This window comes from Haloferula luteola, assembly GCF_014201715.1.
GTDB lineage: Bacteria > Verrucomicrobiota > Verrucomicrobiia > Verrucomicrobiales > Akkermansiaceae > Haloferula > Haloferula luteola.
The window spans coordinates 363,350-383,536 of record NZ_JACHFD010000002.1 but is presented as its reverse complement, the minus strand read 5'-3'; the positions used below and the strand labels follow the sequence as shown (position 1 = coordinate 383,536).

Sequence of the window (20,187 nt, the reverse complement as noted above, 5' to 3'; positions counted from 1 at the left end):
GAGGAGGTGCTTGCGCGCATCCATCATCGGCACCGGAAACGCAAGGCAGATATCGAGCGCCGATGGAACGGACGGACCGGAATTCCCACCAATTTAACTAAGTAGAACTAAAAACCCGGTCAGGCATGGAAGCCTGCCGGGTGATCGAGGTGCATGCTGCGGAGACGATGCGGAGCCGCAGTTCACGGGCATCAGCCAAATACGCGGGCGAGTCGGCGGCAGACTTCCTCGACATTCTCTCGGGAGTTGAAGGCAGAGATCCGGAAGTAGCCCTCTCCGGCAGCGCCGAAACCGGCTCCGGGAGTGATGACCACTTGGGCTTCGCCGAGCATCTTGTCGAACATTTCCCATGAGGAGACGCCGTCGGGGCAGCTGACCCAGACGTAGGGGGCATTTTCACCCCCAAACACCTGAAGCCCTGCCGTTTGGCAGGCTTCGCGCAGCAAGGCGGCATTGCCCATGTAGTGTTGAATCAGGGCCGCGACTTGCTCTTTGCCTTCGGGTGAAAACACGGCGGCAGCGCCTTTCTGGACGGGATAGGAAGCACCGTTGAACTTGGTGGAATGGCGGCGGCTCCAGAGTTGGTGAAGGGGAATCCGGGTTCCGTCCGGAGTGCTTCCGGTCACGGTTTTGGGAATCACCACGTAGGCGCAGCGGACGCCAGTGAAGCCGCCGTTCTTAGAGAATGAGCGGAACTCGATGCAGCAATCGCGAGCGCCTTCGATTTCGAAGATCGAGTGAGGAATCTCCGGATCTTGGATGAAGGCTTCGTAGGCGGCGTCAAAGAGAATGATTGCGTCGTGAGCCAGCGCGTAGTCGACCCAGCCTTTGAGTTGTTCGCGGGTTGCAACGGTGCCGGTAGGGTTGTTCGGGAAGCAGAGGTAAATGAGGTCAACCTTTTCCGTAGGAAGGTCAGCGACGAAGCCGTTCTCTGCGGTGCATGGCAGGTAGAGAAGCCCTTCGTAGGCGCCCTTGGAGTCGGCCTCACCGGTGTTGCCGACCATCACGTTGGTGTCGACATAAACGGGGTAGACGGGGTCGGTGATGGCGATGCGATTGCCGGGCCCGAAGATGTCGAGGATGTTGCCGGTGTCGCACTTCGATCCGTCCGAGATGAAGACCTCGTCGGCGCTGATCGAAAGGTCGGCATACTGGTTTTCGACGATCGCTTGGCGAAGGAACTCGTAGCCCTGTTCTGGGCCGTATCCTTTGAACGTGGAGCGATCGCCCTGCTCATCCACCGCGGCGTGCATGGCTTCTCTCACCGCGGAGGGGAGTGGCTCGGTGACATCGCCAATGCCACAGCGAATGATACGAGGTGCGAGGTCGGGGTGCTCCTCGGTGAAGGTTCGGACGCGGCGGGCGATTTCTGGGAAAAGGTAGCCAGCTTTGAGCTTGAGGTAGTTCGCGTTGATCGAGGCCATGAGGCCCGCGGTCTAGTCGAGAGTCCCCTTCACGGCAAGCTCAGGGAAGTGGTGGGGCGGAAGGCCTCCGCAGAGACAATTCTGTCACGTCGATGAAAAATGCGACAATCTGAAAGAATCGGTTCCTAGGTCGAAAATACACTAAAAGCGACAAAATCGGCCAAAAGTGACGGGGAAATACCTAAAAGGATGTCGCAATTTTACCAAAAAAAGACAGACTCGATACAAGCGCGAGAAGGATTTTCGTTCTATGGTGGATCGTTCGCAGTCGAATCCCAGGTGTCTCCACGCTTTTCCAGAAGTGTTGACGGTTGGGACGCTTTGACTCTTTCAACCCACCTCAACCCTCGATAACCCATGATCAACCCATTCGCTGGGGCGACGCGTCGTTCGCTCCTGAATTCTGCCATGTCGACGCGTTACGTCGCTGGACTGGTGACCGGAGTTTCCGTTCTGAGTCTGCAAGCTGTGACCTGGACAGGTACGACCAGCACGGACTGGAATACTGGCTCCAACTGGAGTTCTTCCGTGGTTCCGGCCGGAGTTTTGGCCGAAATCACGACAACCACACCCAACATCGCAACGGTGACGACCGCTGTGACAAGCAAGCCGGACGAAATCCGGATCGGTTCTGCTGGCACGACGGGTCAGGTCAATATCCCTTCGGGAAGCCTTGGCAACGCTGCTGGCAAGACGGTGTATATCGGCACCGGAGCGGCGAGCGTTGGTACCCTCAACCTCGCCGATACGGCAGGCACGGGCGGAGCTGCTACGGGAATGGGAGCAGGCACAGGATCCTTCACCGTGGCGGTGCAAGGAGCGGATGCTGCCGGGGATTTGATTGTGGGGGATGCGGGCGCGACCGGCTTCCTCAACGTCAACACTTCGGGGGCGCTCGCCATCACCAATGACCTCTTCGTGGGACGCGGAACGAGCGGCGTCGGCACCTTGAATCTCGACCTGGGAGCGATTTCATCGGGAGCGGCGAACAATGGCGTTTGGACGGCATTTGGACGGCTCGGCGGAAACGGCACGCTGAATATGACCGGCGGCACACTGACTTCGTATGGCAGCACCTTTGTTGGTCGCGATGCGGGTTCGGTTGGCACGGCGACCCTTTCCGGTGGTGAGATCACGGTGCAACTGGGTCAGTTCGCGGTCGGTCACTTGAGTGGTGAAGGAACCTTCACTCAATCCGGTGGCACGATCACGCTGAACGGTGACCAGATGAAGGTCGGGAATGAGACCGGCACGGGCACCTATACGATGACCGGCGGGACGATCCAAACCAACGACAACGAACTGTGGGTCGGCAACCAATCGGGGAGTGTCGGTACGTTCAATCTGGAAGCGGGAACGATCAACGTCGCGAACTGGATTGCGATTGGCCGCGAAGGTTCGGAAGGCACCGTGAACATCACGGGTGGCACGATCACCAAGACGGGCACGGGCAACATTACGATCGGCACCGGATCTTCGGGTCTTGGCATTGTCGAACAATCCGATGGCTTGGTGGATGTTCAGGCCGGGAGCGTGATGTTGGGTGAAACGAGCACCGGTACCGGCAACTACATCCTTTCGGGGGGCACGCTCAATATCGCCACCAACGATTTTGAAGTGGGCTTGGGCGCCACTGGAACGGGCAACCTGACTCTGAATGGCGGAACGCTCAATACCAATGCCATCGACGGTGGTTCCGGTACTGCGAACCTCGTCTTCAACGGCACGATGATTCATGCCAATGGGGATCGCGCCGACTTCCTGAATGATTTCGATACGGGTGACGTTCAAGCGGGCGGAATGCTCATTGATTCGGGAACTTACACCCTAGGCTCCGCGAACATCACCCTGACGGGTGTCGGTGGCGTGACCAAATCGGGGGACGGTTCCCTCAATCTTGCCACGAGCACCAACTACATTGCCTACGAAGGCGCGACTGTCGTGGAGGGAGGAACGCTCACGCTGCCTGCCGATCAGTTTGGATCCCCGGATAAGACCGGTGCCATCACCTTGGCGGATGGCGCGAACTTGGGAGTGACTCCTTTCTTCAAGGGTGACCAACTTGTTCCTTCCAGCATGACGTTGGGGAATTCCGCGCTCACCGCCAACTTTGGCGATATCGCTGCAGCAGGTGGCGTCGCGACGAATTCGTTGATCAGCGTGAATGGCCCCCTGGCTTTGAATGGAGATACCACGGTGAATTTCACCGGGGAGAACTACCAGATCGGGCAGCTTCTGCTTCTTGACTACGATGCTTCGCAACTGACTGGCAGCGGAAGTTTTGTGTTGGGCAACCTGCCGCAAGGTGTGGCCGCCAACCTCGTGGTGCAGGCCAACTACAATAGTACGGGTCGCACGATGGTTTATCTGAATGTGACCGACGTCTTCCAAGTTTGGGCTGGCACGGATGCCACTCCAATCACCGCGACGGGAGCCATTTTGACCGGATCGGATCAAATCGAGTACGTCGACAATCTCACGGGAGTGACCGTAGGCCTTCGTGTGGTGGGAGAGGGAATCCCCGCAGGCACGACGGTGACCGCCATCGATGTGGCGAATGAAATCGTCACGATCAGCAACGCGGCGACCGCAGACGAAGCCTACGTGAATGTCTCCTTTGTGGGCACAGGCACGGTAGACGGGATTTGGGATATCGGCACTTCGAAGAACTGGGCCTCTCAAACGGGAGGCGCCACGGTGGGATATGTCGATGCCAAGCCGGTTTTGTTTGATGATACGGCAGTCGGTTCCACTGATGTGGATCTGACCGCGACGGTCGCTCCGACTGATCTGGTCTTCAATAACTCGTTCCTCGACTACACTTTGTCGGGTTCGGGCTCGATCACGGGAACCGTGGGGCTCCTCAAAAAGGGTGATGCTTCGCTCACGATCTCTGGCCTGACCAATACCTTCACTGGCGATGTCCGCCTCGAAGGAGGGGTGACGACGGTGGATGTTCTTGCAGCAGCTGGTGCCAATGGTCCGATCGGGACGGCCAATCCCATTCAACTGGGCGGCGGGGTTCTCGGTTACAGCGGCGCCACCACGACCTTGACTCGGGATTTGCAGATCGATGGCATCGGAAGCGGCATTGCCACTCAAAATGACCTGACTCTGGGCAGCACCTTGACCTTCTCGGGGGATTCGAACTTCACCAAGACGGGCGATGGCACTCTGTTTATTGATGCCACGACGGCTCGCAACTACGCGAGTGGTACGATTCCAGGCGGCGACGGTGGGCTCGTGGTGGACGGCGGCACTTTGGTTCTCACCGGTGCTGCAGGCCATACCGTCACGGGCGAGGTTCAAGTGGGAACTCTTCCCAACATCCCTGCCCACTTGGTGTTGAACAGCACTTCGCTGATCACCAACAGCTGGCTGGGCCTTAGCCGCGGCAATGGCGATACCGGGGTCAATTCCTCGATTACCGCCACGGATTCGACCATTCAGACGGTCAACAGCAGCATGGGTTTCAACGGTGACCTGGCGACCAACGATGTGCTCTCAAGCTTTACCCTCACCAACACTCAGTGGACCAACACCGGTATCGCAATGTGGGCGGAAAGCCAGAATGCCGAAGCGGAGGTGGTCATTGAAGGAACTTCAGAATTCATCTGCAACCGATTGCAAATGGGCCTCGGCGCCAATTCGAATGTCAATGTGGTGGTCCGCGACAGCGGCAAGATCACCAAGGGCAACGGCTGGATCTCGATTGGCAACAATGCGGGTGCCACGGTGACCTTGGAGGATTCAGGCTCGCTGACGAGTGCTGAAGGCGACTTCAACGTCGCCGACGTGGATGTTGCTGTCGGCATCTTGAACGTGACCGATTCGGCGACGGTGTCCACGGGTGGCACGATGTTCGTCGGTAAAGGAGCTAACACCAAAGGTTACCTGAACATCAGCGGCGGCTCTGTGACAGCTCAGTCCTGGTTGTCAGTGGGCCGCTATGGAGCGACCTCGGTCGGTGAAGTCAACGTGACCGGCGGACAGTTGTTGCAAACCGGCACCGACACCGCGGTCATCATCGGTGAAGAGGGCATGGGCACCTTGTCCGTGTCCGGGACCGGCACTGCAAGCGTCGGCTGGGAACTGCGAGTCGCTCCGGGCGCCACGGCTGTCGGAACGGTGAATTTGGGAACGGGTGGCGTTCTGACGACCCCCGTGCTGATGGAACCTTCCGGTGGTGGCACGAGTAGCGTGGTCTTCGACGGGGGCAAATTGGTGGCCTCGGCCAGCAATGCATCGTTCCTCGCCGTCGACTTTGTGACCCTGAACTCGGGTGGCGGCACGATCGATACCGGCGCCAACGATATCGGAGTTCCTTCGGTGATGGTGGGAGCCGGGTCCTTGACCAAAGTGGGTTCAGGAACCTTGACCCTCGATGCGACCAATGTCTTCACCGGGACGACGACCGTTTCTGAGGGCACGCTCTCGACCACCTCGGACACAGTCCTTGATGACACGTCGTCGGTGGTGGTGGCAGCAGGTGCGACTCTGAACCTGAATTTCTCAGGAACGGAGGTTGTCTCTGCGCTGACCTTGGGTGGTGTAGCGATGCCGGCAGGGGTTTACACCTCGGCGGATTCCGCCCTCATCACCGGAACGGGTGCGATCAGCGTGGGTGCAGCGCCTTCGGATCCCTTCGCGACTTGGATCGATGGTTTCTTCCCGGGCGAATCGGATACTGCGATCGTTGGGCCTGACGCCGATCCTGATGGCGATGGCCAATCGAACCTCGTCGAGTATGCCCTCGGCGGATCTCCAGATGATGGAGGAGACAACGCCAAGGTCTATGCCTTGAAGGCGGATAGCGATGCGGATGTTGAAACGGCCGAGAACGAATTGCTGCTGACGATTGCGGTCCTCTCGGGAACGCCGAGCTTCACCGGATCACCATCCCCCACGGCGACTTCGGGCGGTGTGGTCTATACGGTGCAAGGCAGCTTGGATCTGGCGACCTTCGATCAAATCGCCACGCCGGTATCGGCAGTGACGACGGATCTGCCGACCGTGCCCACGGGCTATGAATATCGCACCTTCAGCCTCGATGGCTCCAACGGCATGGACTCGAAGGGCTTCCTGCGAGTGGTCGTGAGCGAAGATTGATCCCCTGAGATCCGATGAATTCCAGCCTCGGTCGCGTTTCTGCGCGGCCGAGGCTTTCTCGCGGGAATGGCTCACTTTCTTTTCCAGAAAAATTGGAGTGGGGAAATCCGCCACGCATGGGCCCTCGAATCCTTGGATCTTGCGCGTTGAGTTTTCCTCAAAACCTCTATAATCAGTGATTTAAGCAAATTCAGACATGCAAGAAAGGATTCTTGTCGGAGTGTGTCATTTTTGAGAACACCTTGGGGAGTTCGCGAAATCCAGAGCCAGCGACCGCCATGTCTGTAGTTACATTGCAAAGCTACCATTGACTTGTATTCACGATGCGGTTACAAGTTCACTCATCCATGAAAGCCCAAAAATCCCTCCGCCGATCGAGCAGCCCGGGAGGTTTCTCGTTAATCATCGTCATCGCTCTGATGGTGCTCCTCTCGCTTTTGGCAGTGGGGCTGTTGGGGCTTTCGTCCGTGACGCTGCGCTCAAGTCGCGGTGGTGACTCGATGGCGGAAGCTCGAGCGAATGCTCGGATGGCGATGATGATCGCCATCGGTAATATCCAAAAGTCACTGGGGCCCGATCAGCGGGTGACCGCCAATTCGTCGGCCATCAATGGGGCTGTGGGAGAGGCCAATGCGCTTGGTGTCTGGAAGAGCTGGCATTGGGATCCAGAGGCGAGCAGCTCGCCGGATTATGGCGACAAGAGACAAGGCTTCATGCGCTGGCTTGCTTCCAGTGAAAATGACGAGATGGCCACGAGTGTTCGTGCGGCTGCGCAGGAATACCAAGACCCGGTATGGCTCATCAATCCGGATACCGTGGGCAATACCTCCGGGGATACGGATCAGACCCCGGCACTGCGTGCTGAGCGGCAACGGATGGAGCTCTCGGATTCGCAGCGCGGTGGCCTCGCCTGGGCCGTGATGGATGAATCTCAGAAAGTGAGCTTGGGAGTCGACGCCGAACAAGACGGCGAGATGAGCCGGGCAGAATTGATTGCTCAACGGGTCGCTCCCCAACGCCCAACTCCCGAAGTTTTCCTTCCCGGGATGCAGCAGATCATCGATCAGGGCACGACCGACAAGATTGTCTCTCTGGAGACGGCTTCCTTGGCCTTAGGAACAGGCTCGGACAAAGCCCAGGTTTTGGGCCGCCAGCAGTCGATCACGACGCAGTCGATCGGGCTGTTGACCGATGTGGCAGAAGGGGGACTGAAATGGGATCTTACGTCACTTCTCGACGATTCTTCGGACCCGGCTTCCGTGTTGGGTCGTGAGACCTTGTATTTCTCGGCTGCTGATGGCGCGCCTACTTGGGACTACATCAAGGACCACTATCAGTACCAGGAAGAAGTGACCAACTCGGCCAGTGGAGCTCCCACGGTGGAATTGTCCCGCAACGAATTGCGCCCCATTCGCAATGGGATTGATGTGGCTCCGACGACGGAAAAGCTGCTACCGGTGATTGCCAAGATGCAGATCGTTTTTTCGATCGTGACGCACTACGCGCACATCTCCGACCGGGTGAATTTCTTCAACACCCAGGCTTCTCCGCGGGGTAACACCAACTACGGATGCCCGCACCTTGTGTATGATCCCGTGGTCACTCTCTGGAACCCCTACGATGTGGCGATTGAGTTGGACCACCTCCGAGTGCAGATTTCTGACCCGCCCGTTCTTTTCGGATTCAAAAAGAATGGAGTGTGGCTGCGTCCCGATTTCGCTTCTCAATATCAAGGCTTGGCGAGGTTTCAGATTGCCAATGAGCGCGATGCATCCGCGCGGAAGAATTTCATCCTTTATTTGACCGATAGCCGGCGGAATCAACCCGGTGCGACCATTCGGCTTGAGCCCGGTGAGGTGAAGGTGTTTTCGCCATGGATTGAGACGAACTGGACTTGGGGTCTTGAAGTGGGGACGGGCGATTATAGCCCACGAGCCTTCTTCGATTGGCAAGTCGACAAACGATTCGGGACGATTGATGGCCGGACGAAGAACCAGTATGGTATCGAGACGGTGCCTGGCTGGGACCCGCGTGGTGGACTTCAAACGGACCACTTGGCTTATGCCGGAGGGCGCCCGGTAGCGACGCAGTATGCTTTCGAACGATCCAATCCAAACTACGGCAATCAAGGATGGTTGGGAATCAATGTTCAGCATGAGTTCAGCGTCCACTGCAAGCCGGGCCGGGCATTTCCGGCCACGGGGTCCGATCGCAACACTCCCGACTTTGTGGTGCAACTGCTTGCCGGACAATACCCGGACGCAGATCGAGATTTGCTCCGCACCTATCAATTCCGCTTCAATGATGTAGCGAGTGAAATCGGCAGCACGCTAAACGGGGAAATCGAGCGGACCTATGTGGTCGGCGATCTCCTGCAGTCTCCAACCGATAAGTCCCCGGGTGGTAAAACGCCTTTTGCTCTGTTCACGATGGGCGCCAAGACGACCCGGGATACCCTTGATTTCTCGAAGCCCTGGATGCATGCCCACCCGGTCGTGGAGGGGGGCGAGCAGGACTCCCGTTATGTGGGGAACGCCCTGGATTCCTATGATGTCAGTCTACAGGAGATGAGCGGCTTCTACGATTTCCCGAACATCGAAGTGGACCCTGGGACCAATCGTGGGTTCCTCGGTGGGACCAGCTACTCCAATGGTGGGGTTTCGAACGTTCCGATGTTCCATATTCCGGTGGTCCCTTGTGCGAGCTTGGGTGACTTGATCCCTGCCAACCTGATCGCATCGGGAGCCTTGCCTCGAGTGACTCACCCCTTCGGGAATTCCTACAGCCATCCATTGATCTCCACCGACTCGGTTTATACCAGCAATCCGATTCGCGGGACCTTGGTCTCCTTTGGAAACATGTTGGATCATTCTTATCTCCTGAATGATGCCCTTTGGGATCGCTACTTCTTTTCCACCATTGGGGACATCAGCAATGCCATCACCGGCTCGATGTCGACCGACGATCTGCTCAAGGATTTCATGGATGGAAATCCGCAGCAATTGAACCGACGCTTGGTCCCTCTGGTGAGCAATCCCTCCGGCGAGAGCAGCGAGACGGACAAGATCGGCCGTCTTGGGACGACGGATCGCGCCCAGCAAATTGCTGGCATCATGGGAGTGAAAGGTGCCTTCAATGTGAACTCGGATTCGAAGGAAGCTTGGTGGGCAGTGCTCAGCTCCCTGCGTGACCGGGAGGTCTTGGGTTGGGGAAATAGCGATTTGACGGCCAGCGACAAAACGGCCTACCCGCGCTCTTCGTTCCCCTTGGCCGGCGATCCGAATCAAACGGGAGCCGATACATCCGTGGACGTAGCGGGTGCACGACGCTGGGCGGGTTTCCGTGCTTTGACGGACACCGAATTGAACACGCTGGCTGAGGAAATCGTCGATGCGATTCGTCAACGTGGATCGACGGACCAAGCCCCATTTGCGACCGTCGCAGAGTTCGTCAACCGGCGGATTGGAGGGGCTTCGGGATTGCACACGGTGAAGGGCCTCCTGCAGACTGCGATCGAAGATTCGGGGATCAATGAGTCGTTTCACCAGCTCGATTCGAATGAAATCAATGGAGCTTCGGACCTCCCACCCAATGCGACGAAGGGCGAGGTGAACTCCCAAGCTCGACTGGGCTATTCGGCTGAGGGTGCACCTTCGATCATCAGCCAAGGCGACCTGATGATGGCCTTGGCACCGGTGATCACCGTGCGGGGTGATACTTTCCGGATCCGTGCCTACGGGGAATCGAGAGACAAAGCGGATCGGATCACTGCCAATGCTTGGTGCGAAGCGGTGGTTCAACGTTTGCCGGAATATCTCGACCCGGTTGACGACGCTTATATCCTGCCCGACGATCTGGACAGTGAAGTGAACCAGAAATTCGGCCGTCGGTTCATCATCACCTCGTTCCGCTGGCTCTCGCCCGAGGAAATCTAAAGACGGCTCCAAACCCTAAAAATGAACGACCGATTTTCAATCCGCCTGATGGCGAAATTTGCCCGAGTGATGCTGGGAGCCCTGCTCTTCCAGCAGGTCTCCGCTCAAGATGAGCCTCCCAAGCCCGAGGATGGCATTCGAGTCCGTGCATTGGCTTTCGTGATGGGGGTCAAGACTCCGAAGGAGCTCTTTGCTTTCAGCTCGGATCCGGGAGGCCCTCAAGGGCAGAAGGTGGAGGTTCGAACCTATCTCAATCACCAGGCGGACATGTTGCCGACGACCACCAAGCACCTCGTTTTGACGAGTGACCCGGCTCCAACGAGTGTTCAAATCCCGGAGAAGGTGATTGCCAAGACCACTTTGCCTGAAGGGAAAAAGTCGGTCATCCTGCTTCTGGTTCCCTTCAAGGGCAATGAGGGAGACCCGCCGTATCGGATCTTCGCCGTCGACGACACCCGCACGGCCTTCCCTGAAGGCTCGCTCCAAGTGTTGAACATGAGCCCGACGGAGGTGATGTTCGAATTGGATGATGAGAAGTTCCTTTTCAAGAGCGGCACGACGCGCCTGATCAAAGAGGTGCCGGCAGGTGAGGACAATCTGACCGACATGCGTGCCTTCTGCCGAATCGGCCCTGGCAACTCGGCGGCGGATTGGAAGCGGATCGCCGCGACCAAATGGGTGCCGCCTGGTAAGAAGCGGGTATTCCAAGTGCTTTTTGTGGATCCGATCTCCCAAGAAATTCATCTCCGCGGTTTCACCGATATCGCCAAAGTCGTTCGCTAACGGCTTCTCGACTTTCCCGATTTTCTCGGCCTCCTCGATGATCCATCGAGGAGGCTTTTTTTGGGAGCCGATTAAGGGTTCTCCGAGAAATCGAGCACCAATAGGGACACTCCCTGGCGGGGAAGTTCTAAGGTCAGGCGGCCCGTGCCGTTTTCACCTGCTTGAAGGGATGGGGACGAGATCTCCGCCAGTTCGGAGGCAGCGAGAAGTTCTGCCATTTCGGAGGCGTCGGGATCTTGAGGAGATCCGAGCGCTTTCCAGACGGTGAAGGCGTTCGAGTGGGTTTCATCCACTCGGAAGTGATGCGTGACTTTTCCTGGGTGCGTGGAAAGCCCGCTCAAGCTGAGTTCGATGGCTGCAGAGGGGCCGGGAAGATCGTCGTCATGATAGTGCCATAGAAAGACGCATACCTGATCTCCATCGCGGCTTGCGCGGACTCCGACGTCCGGCTCCTTTCGCACCCCGTGGGCGACGATGGAATCGAGCGCGATATCGTGATCGCTCTCCGTAGGGAGGACGTGTCCGGTCATTTTTGAGAACATCCTAAAGACGTTGAGAACCGGTTTGTTGATACCGCCGGTTGAGAGTGCGCGGAAGCCGGCAAAGAGGTTCTCGCCTTCGAACTCAAAGGCCCAGGTGAGCGCTCCTTCGAGGTTCACGCCGTGTTTTTGGGCGAGATCGAGTTTGCGGGGAAAAGAGGCGGCGGTGTAGCTGGAGTACATGGTGCCGTTGCGGTAGGCGAGGTTTTCACCTTGGCAGGCAGCGCAGCCTTCGGGGTCGGATTCACCAATGACGATGGGGAGGGAGCGAGTTTCGGGGAACTTGGCAATCACCGCAAAGGCTCGGTCGATATCGCGGAGTTGATTGGCGATGCCCATGCGGACGTGGCCGTCCTGAGTCTCCGGCCATCCTTTGGCGTGGAAGGAGATGAAGTCGAGAGGCGTGCCGGTGTCTCCGGTTGCCTCATTTTGACCGCCGATGCAGTGCTCGAGGAAGCTTTCCAGGAAATCGCCACCGGGTCCTCCGGCGACGTCAGGTCCACCGACTTTGGCCCCGGGGATGGCGCGCCGAACGGCGGCGACGGCGTGGTCGTGAAGTCGAAAAAATTCCTCTCGGGTGCCGCGCCAGTAGCCGATGTTGGGTTCGTTCCACGTTTGCCAAAACCATTGGAGGACTTCTTCCTCTCCGTAGCGCTCTTTGCTGTGGAGGGCCCATTGGTAAACAAGCTCTTCCCATTTGGCCCAATCCTTAGGGGGATAGGTCCATCCAGTGTAGATCTCGTCGTATTGGGCGCGCGGGGTCCAGTGATGGCGATACGGCAGAGGCTTGGCGGAAAGCGCTTCCGGCATGAAGCCGATTTGAACATAGGGGCGAACTCCCTTTTCAAGGTAGGTGTCGAAGATGCCGTCGACGATTTCCCAGTCGTAGATGGGCCGGCCCCGACCATCTTCGCCGTACATGCCGGTGGAGCCCCATTTCAAGGCCGGCGTCCCATCGCCGGAAGTCATCAGATTGTGGGTGCGAAAGTAGACGGACTTGGGTTTCAGGTCGCCAAGGTCGCCTAGCAATTTCCGGCCGTGGGGCAGGGTTGCGTAGTTCGGTTCATCGGCTCCGAAGAACCTCCAAATCGGCTGCACCGGGCCAAGGTCTCCGGCCAGATCCACCTGAATGGCGACGGGAAACGACTCCGCGGCCAGGGCGAAGGGGGTGAGGGCGAGAAATGAGGTCAGGAAACGATTCATCCCTGTCACTCAATCGGCTTTCCGAGGGGGAAGCCACCTTTTCTGGGAGTCATTTTCTGGCCAGGGCGTCCTCCAGCCACTCACCGAGGACCTCACGGAGTCGGGACGGGCTGTGCATGCGGCGGTAGCCTTCGAAATCCCGGGACTCTTGGGAGCCTGCGGCGCCGAGCAAATGGTCGATCGCAGCGAGGGCTTGTTGCGAATCCCCTTCGTCGATGGTGGCTCCGAGTCGGTAGTGCTCGACCCGGTGGCCGATGCATTCTCCTCTGCTGGCGATGACGGGAATCTCGAAGGCTGCGGCTTTGCCGAGGGTGCCACTGCTCCCCTGAAATCCGAGGTAGGCCGCCCAGGCGAGATCGAAAGAGGCAAAGAGGGCGTTGAATTCGGGCTCGGTCGGGATTCTAGGGGCCTCGGGGTCGAAATGGATGTGGTCGATTTCTCCAGAGTGAATCTTACGGATGACGGATTCGATCAATTCTTGTTCGGAGGGGTCGAATTCGGTGCGATCAAAGACGCCGGCGAAAACAAAGTACCAGGGACGTTCCACCGCGTGTGCTCGCAACGCGGCATCGAGCATGGTGAGCATGCCTTTCCGGCGCTCCAAGCCAATGAGGCCAATGATGGGCCTCGATCCTGCCTTTTCGCGGATTTGCTGCACCAGAGCTGGAGCCTGAGGCGGCAATTGCGAAAGCGTGACGTCGGGGAAGCCCCGCACGGGCTTTTCGAGATAGTCTTCCAGGGCGGGGACGTAGCGTTCGTCGAGCACCCCGATCCCTGCGCACAGCGAGGAGCGCATGAGAGCGTCGCCCTTGGCTAGCAGCCTGGCGGAACGCAGCAGTGGATTGGCTTCATCGCGGTGATGGTGGTTGCGCAAGTAGAGCCCCCCCCACGGGCGACCGATGGTGGAGCCCGGAACCTCCGGAAAGGGAAGAAACCGGAGATAGGTGTCCAAGTAGGGGAAAAACACCGCGTCCACTTGGCGATCCGTCTCCGCAACGTAGGCGTCGATTGCTTTCGCGGCGAGCTGCCAGCGATCGAGGGTATGGTAGGGATCGCCTTCGAAGCGACCGTTGAAAAGGGATCTCTTGGCTTTGGTGATGAAGTGGGTGCTCCAGTCGGCGGCTCGGTCAGGACAGGCGAGTTCGATTTCTTGACGGGCGCCATCGGGGTGAGGGCAGAAACCCACCACGTGGGCGCCCAAATCGAGAAATGCAGCGGCGAATTGACCAAAGTACATCGGATGATGACCGACCCAGATGGGGTCGATCAATGCGATGCAGGGAGGCCGGGAATTCATGGAGTCAGGGCTGGCAGAGCAATTCGGCGAGCCGTTGACCGCGATCTTCCCAACGGAAGGCACCGCGGCAGCGATCCAAGGCGATGTGGGCTTGCTGGTTCAAGAATTCGAGATCGTCGATCGATTGGGTGACTTTTTCTGCGAGTTCCGCGGTGCTGTGGGCGGCGATGGCTCCCTTTCCCGCAGAAACCGGGAGACCGGAGAGGGCGCTTTCAATGGAAGCAAGGGGCAGGCCGCGGAAGATATAATCGAGCGCCTTCAGTTTGAACCCTCCTCCCAGAGCTTCGGGGATCAGGCCCATACGGGCGTTTTGAAGGAAAGGTGCCATGGAGGGGACATTGGCATCGAACTTCGCCCAGGGATGGCGAAGGGCGAGGTCTTTGAAGTGCTCAGGGTCGGCCTTGCCCACGACCTGAAACTCGATTCCAGCGGTGGGGAAATGACGTTCGGCGTCGTTCAAGAACGCTTCGAGATTGCGGCGTTTGGCGAGCCACTCGAAGGTTCCTCCGAGGACGACTTTGCGCGGAGTGGCGGTCGTGATGGCGGGGGGAGGGCCGTCGGGAATGGTCCCTTCGTAGCCGGGAGGCAGCACGACGTATCGTTTGGCGGGAAATTGAGCACGGAAAGCCGCTTCATCCCGCGGAGTGATGGCGGTGATGCCACAGGCGCGTTGGCAAAGACGAGTCTCCAGATGACCGTATTTCCAAGCGTCGAAGCGGTAGACGGGAGCCGTGAGGCCTCGGCCATCGGCCGCGATCTCTGCACGCACCGCGGTTTCGTGATTGTGGGCGATGTAGATGACGGGGAGGTCGACAGGAATCTGATCGAGGGCCCAAGAGCAGGCGGCTTGATCGATCACGACGCGATCGAAGGTTTCGCTGGAGAGTAGTTCGCTGAGGCGTCGGCGCATGGTGGCGTTGCCCATGCGATGGGCGTCAGCCGGCAGCGATGACAGCATGCAGGAGAACGATTTTCCCGGCATGAAAGTGGGCAGCTCAAAACGCACGTTTTCGATCTCAGCAACCTCGAAGCGGTCCTGATGGGTCAGCACGGTGAGCTTCACCTGGCCGGTGGCAGCGACCGCGCGGATGAGGCCGAGGGAGTAAATGATGTCTCCCGCGTTGGCAGCCCGTGGTTCTTGGCGGGTGATCCAGAGGCAGCGAATCATTCCCCGAGGATGCGTTCGAATTCGTCGGTGATCGGGCCGATGCGGAAAGTTTCCTCGGCATAGCGTCGGGCGCGGGAACCGGCCTGGTGGCGCAAGGTGTCGTCTTCTTTTAGGCGCCGAGCGGTGGCGAGGAAACCTGGCTGATCTCCGGGTTCCACTGTCAGGCCACTGCCATGATCCGCGACGATTCGGGAGGCCAAGTTGGCCGAAGGCACTGCCATGAGCAGGGGGCGACCCGCACAGTGGTAGGCGAGGATCTTTGAGGGTACCGAAAAGACACCGGCCTCTTCTTCGAGGAGGGCCACCAAGACATCGCCAGTTGCGAGAACCTGAGGGAGATCCTCAAAAGGCTGATAGGGAAGAATGAGGAGGTTCTCCAGCCCGGCACCCTCGCGGCGTAGCCAGTCGGCCCCCAATCCTTCTGAAACAACGACCACTCGAACGTGCGGATCGTCACGGTGTTGGCGGGCGAGTTCGAGAAGCATCGCCGGATTGTGCTTCATGCCGATGGTTCCCGTGTAGAGAAAGACAAACGAGTTGTGGAGGCCGTGGCGGCGCGACCAGCGGTTGTCTTTTTCCCCGACAGGAAGTTCTTCGATGACGGCCCAATTCGGAACCACGTCCACTCGGTGGGCATCGACACCAAATTCGGCTTCGAGGATGGGGTTGAAGTCCGCCGTGATGGTCACGATCCGGTGACTATCGCGGAACTGCTTCAAATCCAGATGCCGATAGTACTGGCCGAGCCAAGCGCCGAGGACCGGGATTTTCTTTTTGAGCAGTCGTTCCACAGCGAGGCTGTAGAAATCCTGAACCCAGTAGCAGAAGCGAGCGCCACAGGCGACGCTGGCCTTGACGATCGGGCCCTGAGTTTCCGTCGGAGTGTTGCCTGAAAGCACGGCTTCCGGCTTCCAGCGGCGCACGAGGGCGGCGACTTTTTTTCCGTAGGCGATCTCCATGCGCCGACGGCGGACGAAGGAATATTTGAACCTTGGATAATCGGGATCCATCGCCACTTCGTGGAACTCGAGGTTCGGAGGATCGCCTTCGCGATGGGTCAGGGCTCCGCGCGGAGTTTGCAGTGAGCTGGCAAAAACGTGGATCACCGAATGACCACGTCGGGCCAGTTCGCGGCTGAGGGAGGGCGCGAAGGGATGTCCAGCGTAGTCGTGGACGACAATTCTCATGAAGGGGGTGGGAGGGTAGGGGTGACCCGATCCTTGGCGGCAGTCTTGAAAAACTCAACCCTCCCTCGGCTACGGGATCGCGGAGGTCAGGGACCTTCGGGCGCGTCGGAAGGCGCCCCTTCTGGTGTCTCCTCAGCTGGGGTTTCTGCCTCTGAGGAGTCCTCCTCCGATGGGAAAAGGCTATGGTGCATGGAGTCGTAGAGCTCCTTCCTCGCCGAAACGACGGCTTCGATCTCGTGGCCGTTGAGGAAGACTGGCATGACGGTCTTCAGGCCGTCGTCGATCTTTTCCCATTCTTCGTCGAAACGCTGCTCCGCACTGCCGGTCGAGAAAAACGGCAAAGCTTCAGGGGAATTCCAATCGATGCCGCCAATGGTGGTCCGAATCTGGTGGAGTGCTTCGATGAAAGCCGTCTCTTTCGCTTTGTTGAAGGTGGCACCTTGCACCGCAAGGTACGGTGAAAGTTGGTGGTAGAGTTCGATGTCGGCCTGCATGGCCAAGCCATCGCGAAAGGTGGCGATGTCGGACTCGTTGTTGAAGAAGGCGCGCAGGGCGGTGTCGGCTTCAGCTTCCGCCTCGTTCATCTTGGCGATGAGGCCCCCTTGGGCGTCCTGGTCGGAAGAAACCCAGGCGACGGCCAGCTCCTGTTGGGTCTGGCGCATCGCTTTGACGATGCTTTCGACGTAAGCCTGTTCGGTGGAGGTGAGGCCGAGCTGCAGGTAGAGGTCGGCACGGTCGCTGAGTGCCAGTTCCTTGATCTGTTCGTCCGTGGGCAGTGGAAAGTCCTTCGGAAGAGTTCGCTGACTGGGTGGGAGCGCAAGAGGCTCGGATTCGACGGGGGGTTCCAGGGTGGCCGAGGGAGTGGCCTCGCGGAGAGCCCGCAGCTCATCGAGCTGCTTTCGCAGGTCCTTGATGCGCCGTTCTTCGACCACCACCGTTGCGAGAACGGCGATGAGCAGGAGGGAGAAGGAGGTGGCAGGCTTCATGAGCGCAGGCAGGTTGCCGGAATCTCCGCGCCACCGCAAGCCACGGCTCGCGGCGGATGGGTCGAACTCGACACGAAGAAGCTCAACGCTTTTTGGCCTGATCCATGGCTTGGCTGAACCAATCATTGCCGCCACCGCCCTGCTGGGATCGACCTCCGCCGGAGTCACGACGGGCTTGAGGGCGTGGTCCACGGTCATTTCCACGATGGCCGCCGCCACCGCCTCCACTGCTGCGACCTTCGAGATCTGGTTTCGATTTCATCGACAACGAGATGCGATTGCGGGGGATGTCGACTTCCATCACGGTGACCTGAACTTTCTGGCCGACTTTGACCACTTCTGCAGGATCGCGGACGAAGTTGTCGGAAAGTTGGCTGACGTGTACGAGTCCGTCTTGGTGGACACCGACGTCAACGAAGGCGCCAAAGGCCGCAACGTTGGTCACGATGCCCGGGAGCTTCATGCCTGGGGACAGGTCGGAGGGTTTTTCGACGCCCTCGGCGAATGAAAAGATCTCGAATTGCTTCCGCGGGTCGCGGCCAGGTTTGGCCAATTCCGCCAGGATGTCTTGAAGAGTGGGAAGGCCGACTTCGGCATCGACGTATTGTTTGAGGTCGATCTTCTTTCGCAATTCATTGCTGGTGATAAGATCGGAAACGGCGCAGCCGAGGTCGCTGGCCATGCGTTCGACGACGGCGTAGCGTTCTGGGTGGACGGCTGAGGCGTCCAAGGGATGTTCTCCATCGCGAAGACGCAGGAAGCCGGCCGCTTGCTCAAAGGCTTTGTCACCGAGGCCCGGGACCTTCTTCAACTCGGCGCGGGAGTTGAATCCGCCGTGTTCGTTGCGGTAGGCGACGATGTTCTCGGCGCGGGTGGCATTGAGACCGGAGACGTATGAAAGGAGCTGCTTGGAGGCTGTGTTGAGCTCGACGCCGACGGAGTTCACGGCGCTGACCACGGTGTCATCGAGGGCGCTCTTGAGCTGGCGCTGATCGACGTCGTGTTGGTATTGGCCGACCCCGATCGATTTTGGATCGATTTTCACCAATTCGGCCAAGGGGTCCATGAGTCGGCGGCCGATGGAGACCGCGCCCCGGACGGTGACGTCTTCGTTGGGGAACTCTTCGCGCGCGACGTCGGATGCCGAGTAAATGGAGGCGCCGGATTCGTTGACGACGATGATTTGGATCGATGAGGGGAGCTTGAGTTTGCGAACGAAGGCTTCGGTTTCGCGGCTGGCGGTGCCGTTGCCGATGGCGATGGCTTCGATTTTGTATTGGCCGATGAGCTTCGTGAGTTCGACCGCGGCTTCGTAAAGTTGGTTGTTGGAACCAGCGGTGGCGTGGAGGACGGTGTGGTGGAGGAGAGAGCCTTGGGCATCGAGGACCACGGTTTTGCAGCCAGTGCGGAACCCCGGATCGATGGCGAGGGTGCGCTTGCGGCCGAGCGGCGAGGCAAGCAGCAGTTCGCGCAGGTTATCGGCGAACACGCGGATCGCGGTTTCATCTGCGGATTTTTTTCCTGCCATGCGCATTTCCGTCTCCATGGAAGGCATCAAGAGCCGCTTGCAGCCATCTTCCACGGCCTGTCGGACCTGTTCCCCAGCAGCTCCGGTGGTGTTGACCCATTCGGGAAGCGCCTGGCTGGTGATGCGGTCGAGCGGGACTTCGACTCGCATGATGAGGAAGGCTTCCTTTTCCCCGCGTCGGATGGCGAGCATGCGGTGGGACGGGATCGAGGCGTAGGGTTCGCTCCAATCGAAGTAGTCCCGGTATTTCGCGGCGTCCTTGTCTTCGTCTTTTCCGTACATCACGCGGGAGGAGACGGTGGCTTCCTCTTCGTAGATGCGGCGGGCACGGCCGCGCAGATCGGCGTCGTCGGCCACGCGTTCAGCGATGATATCCCGGGCTCCGGCGAGGGCTTCTTCAAGAGTCGCGACTTCTTTTTCCTCGCTGACGTATTGGGCGGCCTCTTCGGCAGGATCGGCGCCTTGGTGCTCCAGCAACCAATCGGCGAGAGGTTCGAGGCCCTTTTCCTTGGCCTTGGTGGCACGGGTTTGGCGCTTGGGCCGGAAAGGGGCGAAAATATCCTCAAGTTTGGCAGTGGTGTCGGCGTTCGTGAGCTTCTTCTTCAGATCGTCGGTGAGGAGCTTGCGCTCTTCGAGGGACTTGAGGATCGACGCCCGACGGCTATCCAGGTCGACGAGTTGGAGCATGCGGTCCCGGATCGTTTGAATTTGAACCTCATCCAACGATCCGGTGGCTTCCTTACGATAACGGGAAATGAAGGGCACTGTGGCCCCTTCGCCGAGCAGTTTGGCGGTGGAGGCGACCGAATTGACGTGGATGCCGGTTTCAGAGGCGATCGTGGCGATGTGGGCGGCTGCGGCTTGGGTCGGAACGTCGGACATGAGCTTGGGCGGGAAAAGTAGGCAGGAGGCGCCGGGCGTGGCAAGCGATGGGGGGAATGGAAGGAGGCCTTCTGCTCGTCTTTTGGAGGGGCGTTCGTATCATTCCGGGGTGGAAGGAGAGGAAAAGGAAGTTCCCACGTCGAATG

The 20,187-nt window shown here is 58.9% G+C and carries 10 protein-coding genes; 3 read left to right on the top strand and 7 right to left on the bottom strand.

Going from position 1 to position 20,187, the window contains the following annotated elements; translation table 11 throughout:
- Positions 1 to 191: 191 nt before the first annotated feature.
- Complete coding sequence (locus tag HNR46_RS03420) at positions 192 to 1,424, bottom strand: LL-diaminopimelate aminotransferase (RefSeq protein WP_184015803.1); 1,233 nt, start codon at positions 1,422 to 1,424, stop codon at positions 192 to 194.
- A 357-nt stretch (positions 1,425 to 1,781) separates the two neighbouring features.
- Here HNR46_RS03420 and HNR46_RS03415 point away from each other — a divergent pair, with 357 nt between their 5' ends.
- The 3 genes from HNR46_RS03415 to HNR46_RS03405 all read left to right on the top strand — a co-directional run bounded on the left by HNR46_RS03415 (position 1,782) and on the right by HNR46_RS03405 (position 11,251).
- Positions 1,782 to 6,533 (top strand): beta strand repeat-containing protein, encoded by a 4,752-nt coding sequence (locus HNR46_RS03415; protein ID WP_184015802.1) that lies wholly within the window; start codon positions 1,782 to 1,784, stop codon positions 6,531 to 6,533.
- A 347-nt stretch (positions 6,534 to 6,880) separates the two neighbouring features.
- A complete protein-coding gene (locus HNR46_RS03410) occupies positions 6,881 to 10,468 on the top strand; it encodes a hypothetical protein (RefSeq protein WP_184015800.1) in 3,588 nt (1,195 codons plus the stop codon).
- Between the two features lie 48 nt (positions 10,469 to 10,516).
- The gene (locus HNR46_RS03405) at positions 10,517 to 11,251 is read left to right on the top strand and encodes a hypothetical protein (protein WP_184015798.1); all 735 of its coding nucleotides are present in this window, start codon (positions 10,517 to 10,519) and stop codon (positions 11,249 to 11,251) included.
- 71 nt (positions 11,252 to 11,322) lie between these two features.
- Here HNR46_RS03405 and HNR46_RS03400 read toward each other — a convergent pair whose 3' ends face one another.
- The 6 genes from HNR46_RS03400 to HNR46_RS03375 all read right to left on the bottom strand — a co-directional run bounded on the left by HNR46_RS03400 (position 11,323) and on the right by HNR46_RS03375 (position 20,041).
- On the bottom strand, positions 11,323 to 12,993 hold the full coding sequence (locus tag HNR46_RS03400; RefSeq protein ID WP_184015796.1) for a GH39 family glycosyl hydrolase: 1,671 nt from the start codon (positions 12,991 to 12,993) through the stop codon (positions 11,323 to 11,325).
- Between the two features lie 49 nt (positions 12,994 to 13,042).
- Positions 13,043 to 14,290: a glycosyltransferase gene (locus HNR46_RS03395; RefSeq protein WP_184015795.1), complete on the bottom strand. Its 1,248-nt coding sequence runs from the start codon at positions 14,288 to 14,290 to the stop codon at positions 13,043 to 13,045.
- A gap of 4 nt (positions 14,291 to 14,294) precedes the next feature.
- Positions 14,295 to 15,458 carry a glycosyltransferase family protein gene (locus HNR46_RS03390; protein ID WP_184015793.1) on the bottom strand — a complete coding sequence of 388 codons (1,164 nt, stop codon included), beginning with the start codon at positions 15,456 to 15,458 and terminating at the stop codon, positions 14,295 to 14,297.
- Positions 15,455 to 16,645 carry a glycosyltransferase family 4 protein gene (locus HNR46_RS03385; RefSeq protein WP_184015791.1) on the bottom strand — a complete coding sequence of 397 codons (1,191 nt, stop codon included), beginning with the start codon at positions 16,643 to 16,645 and terminating at the stop codon, positions 15,455 to 15,457. The genes HNR46_RS03390 and HNR46_RS03385 overlap by 4 nt, the downstream gene beginning before the upstream one ends.
- A gap of 86 nt (positions 16,646 to 16,731) precedes the next feature.
- Positions 16,732 to 17,631, bottom strand: a complete 900-nt coding sequence (locus HNR46_RS03380; RefSeq protein WP_184015789.1) for a hypothetical protein — start codon at positions 17,629 to 17,631, stop codon at positions 16,732 to 16,734.
- A gap of 82 nt (positions 17,632 to 17,713) precedes the next feature.
- On the bottom strand, positions 17,714 to 20,041 hold the full coding sequence (locus HNR46_RS03375) for a Tex family protein (protein WP_184015786.1): 2,328 nt from the start codon (positions 20,039 to 20,041) through the stop codon (positions 17,714 to 17,716).
- Positions 20,042 to 20,187 lie beyond the last annotated feature (146 nt).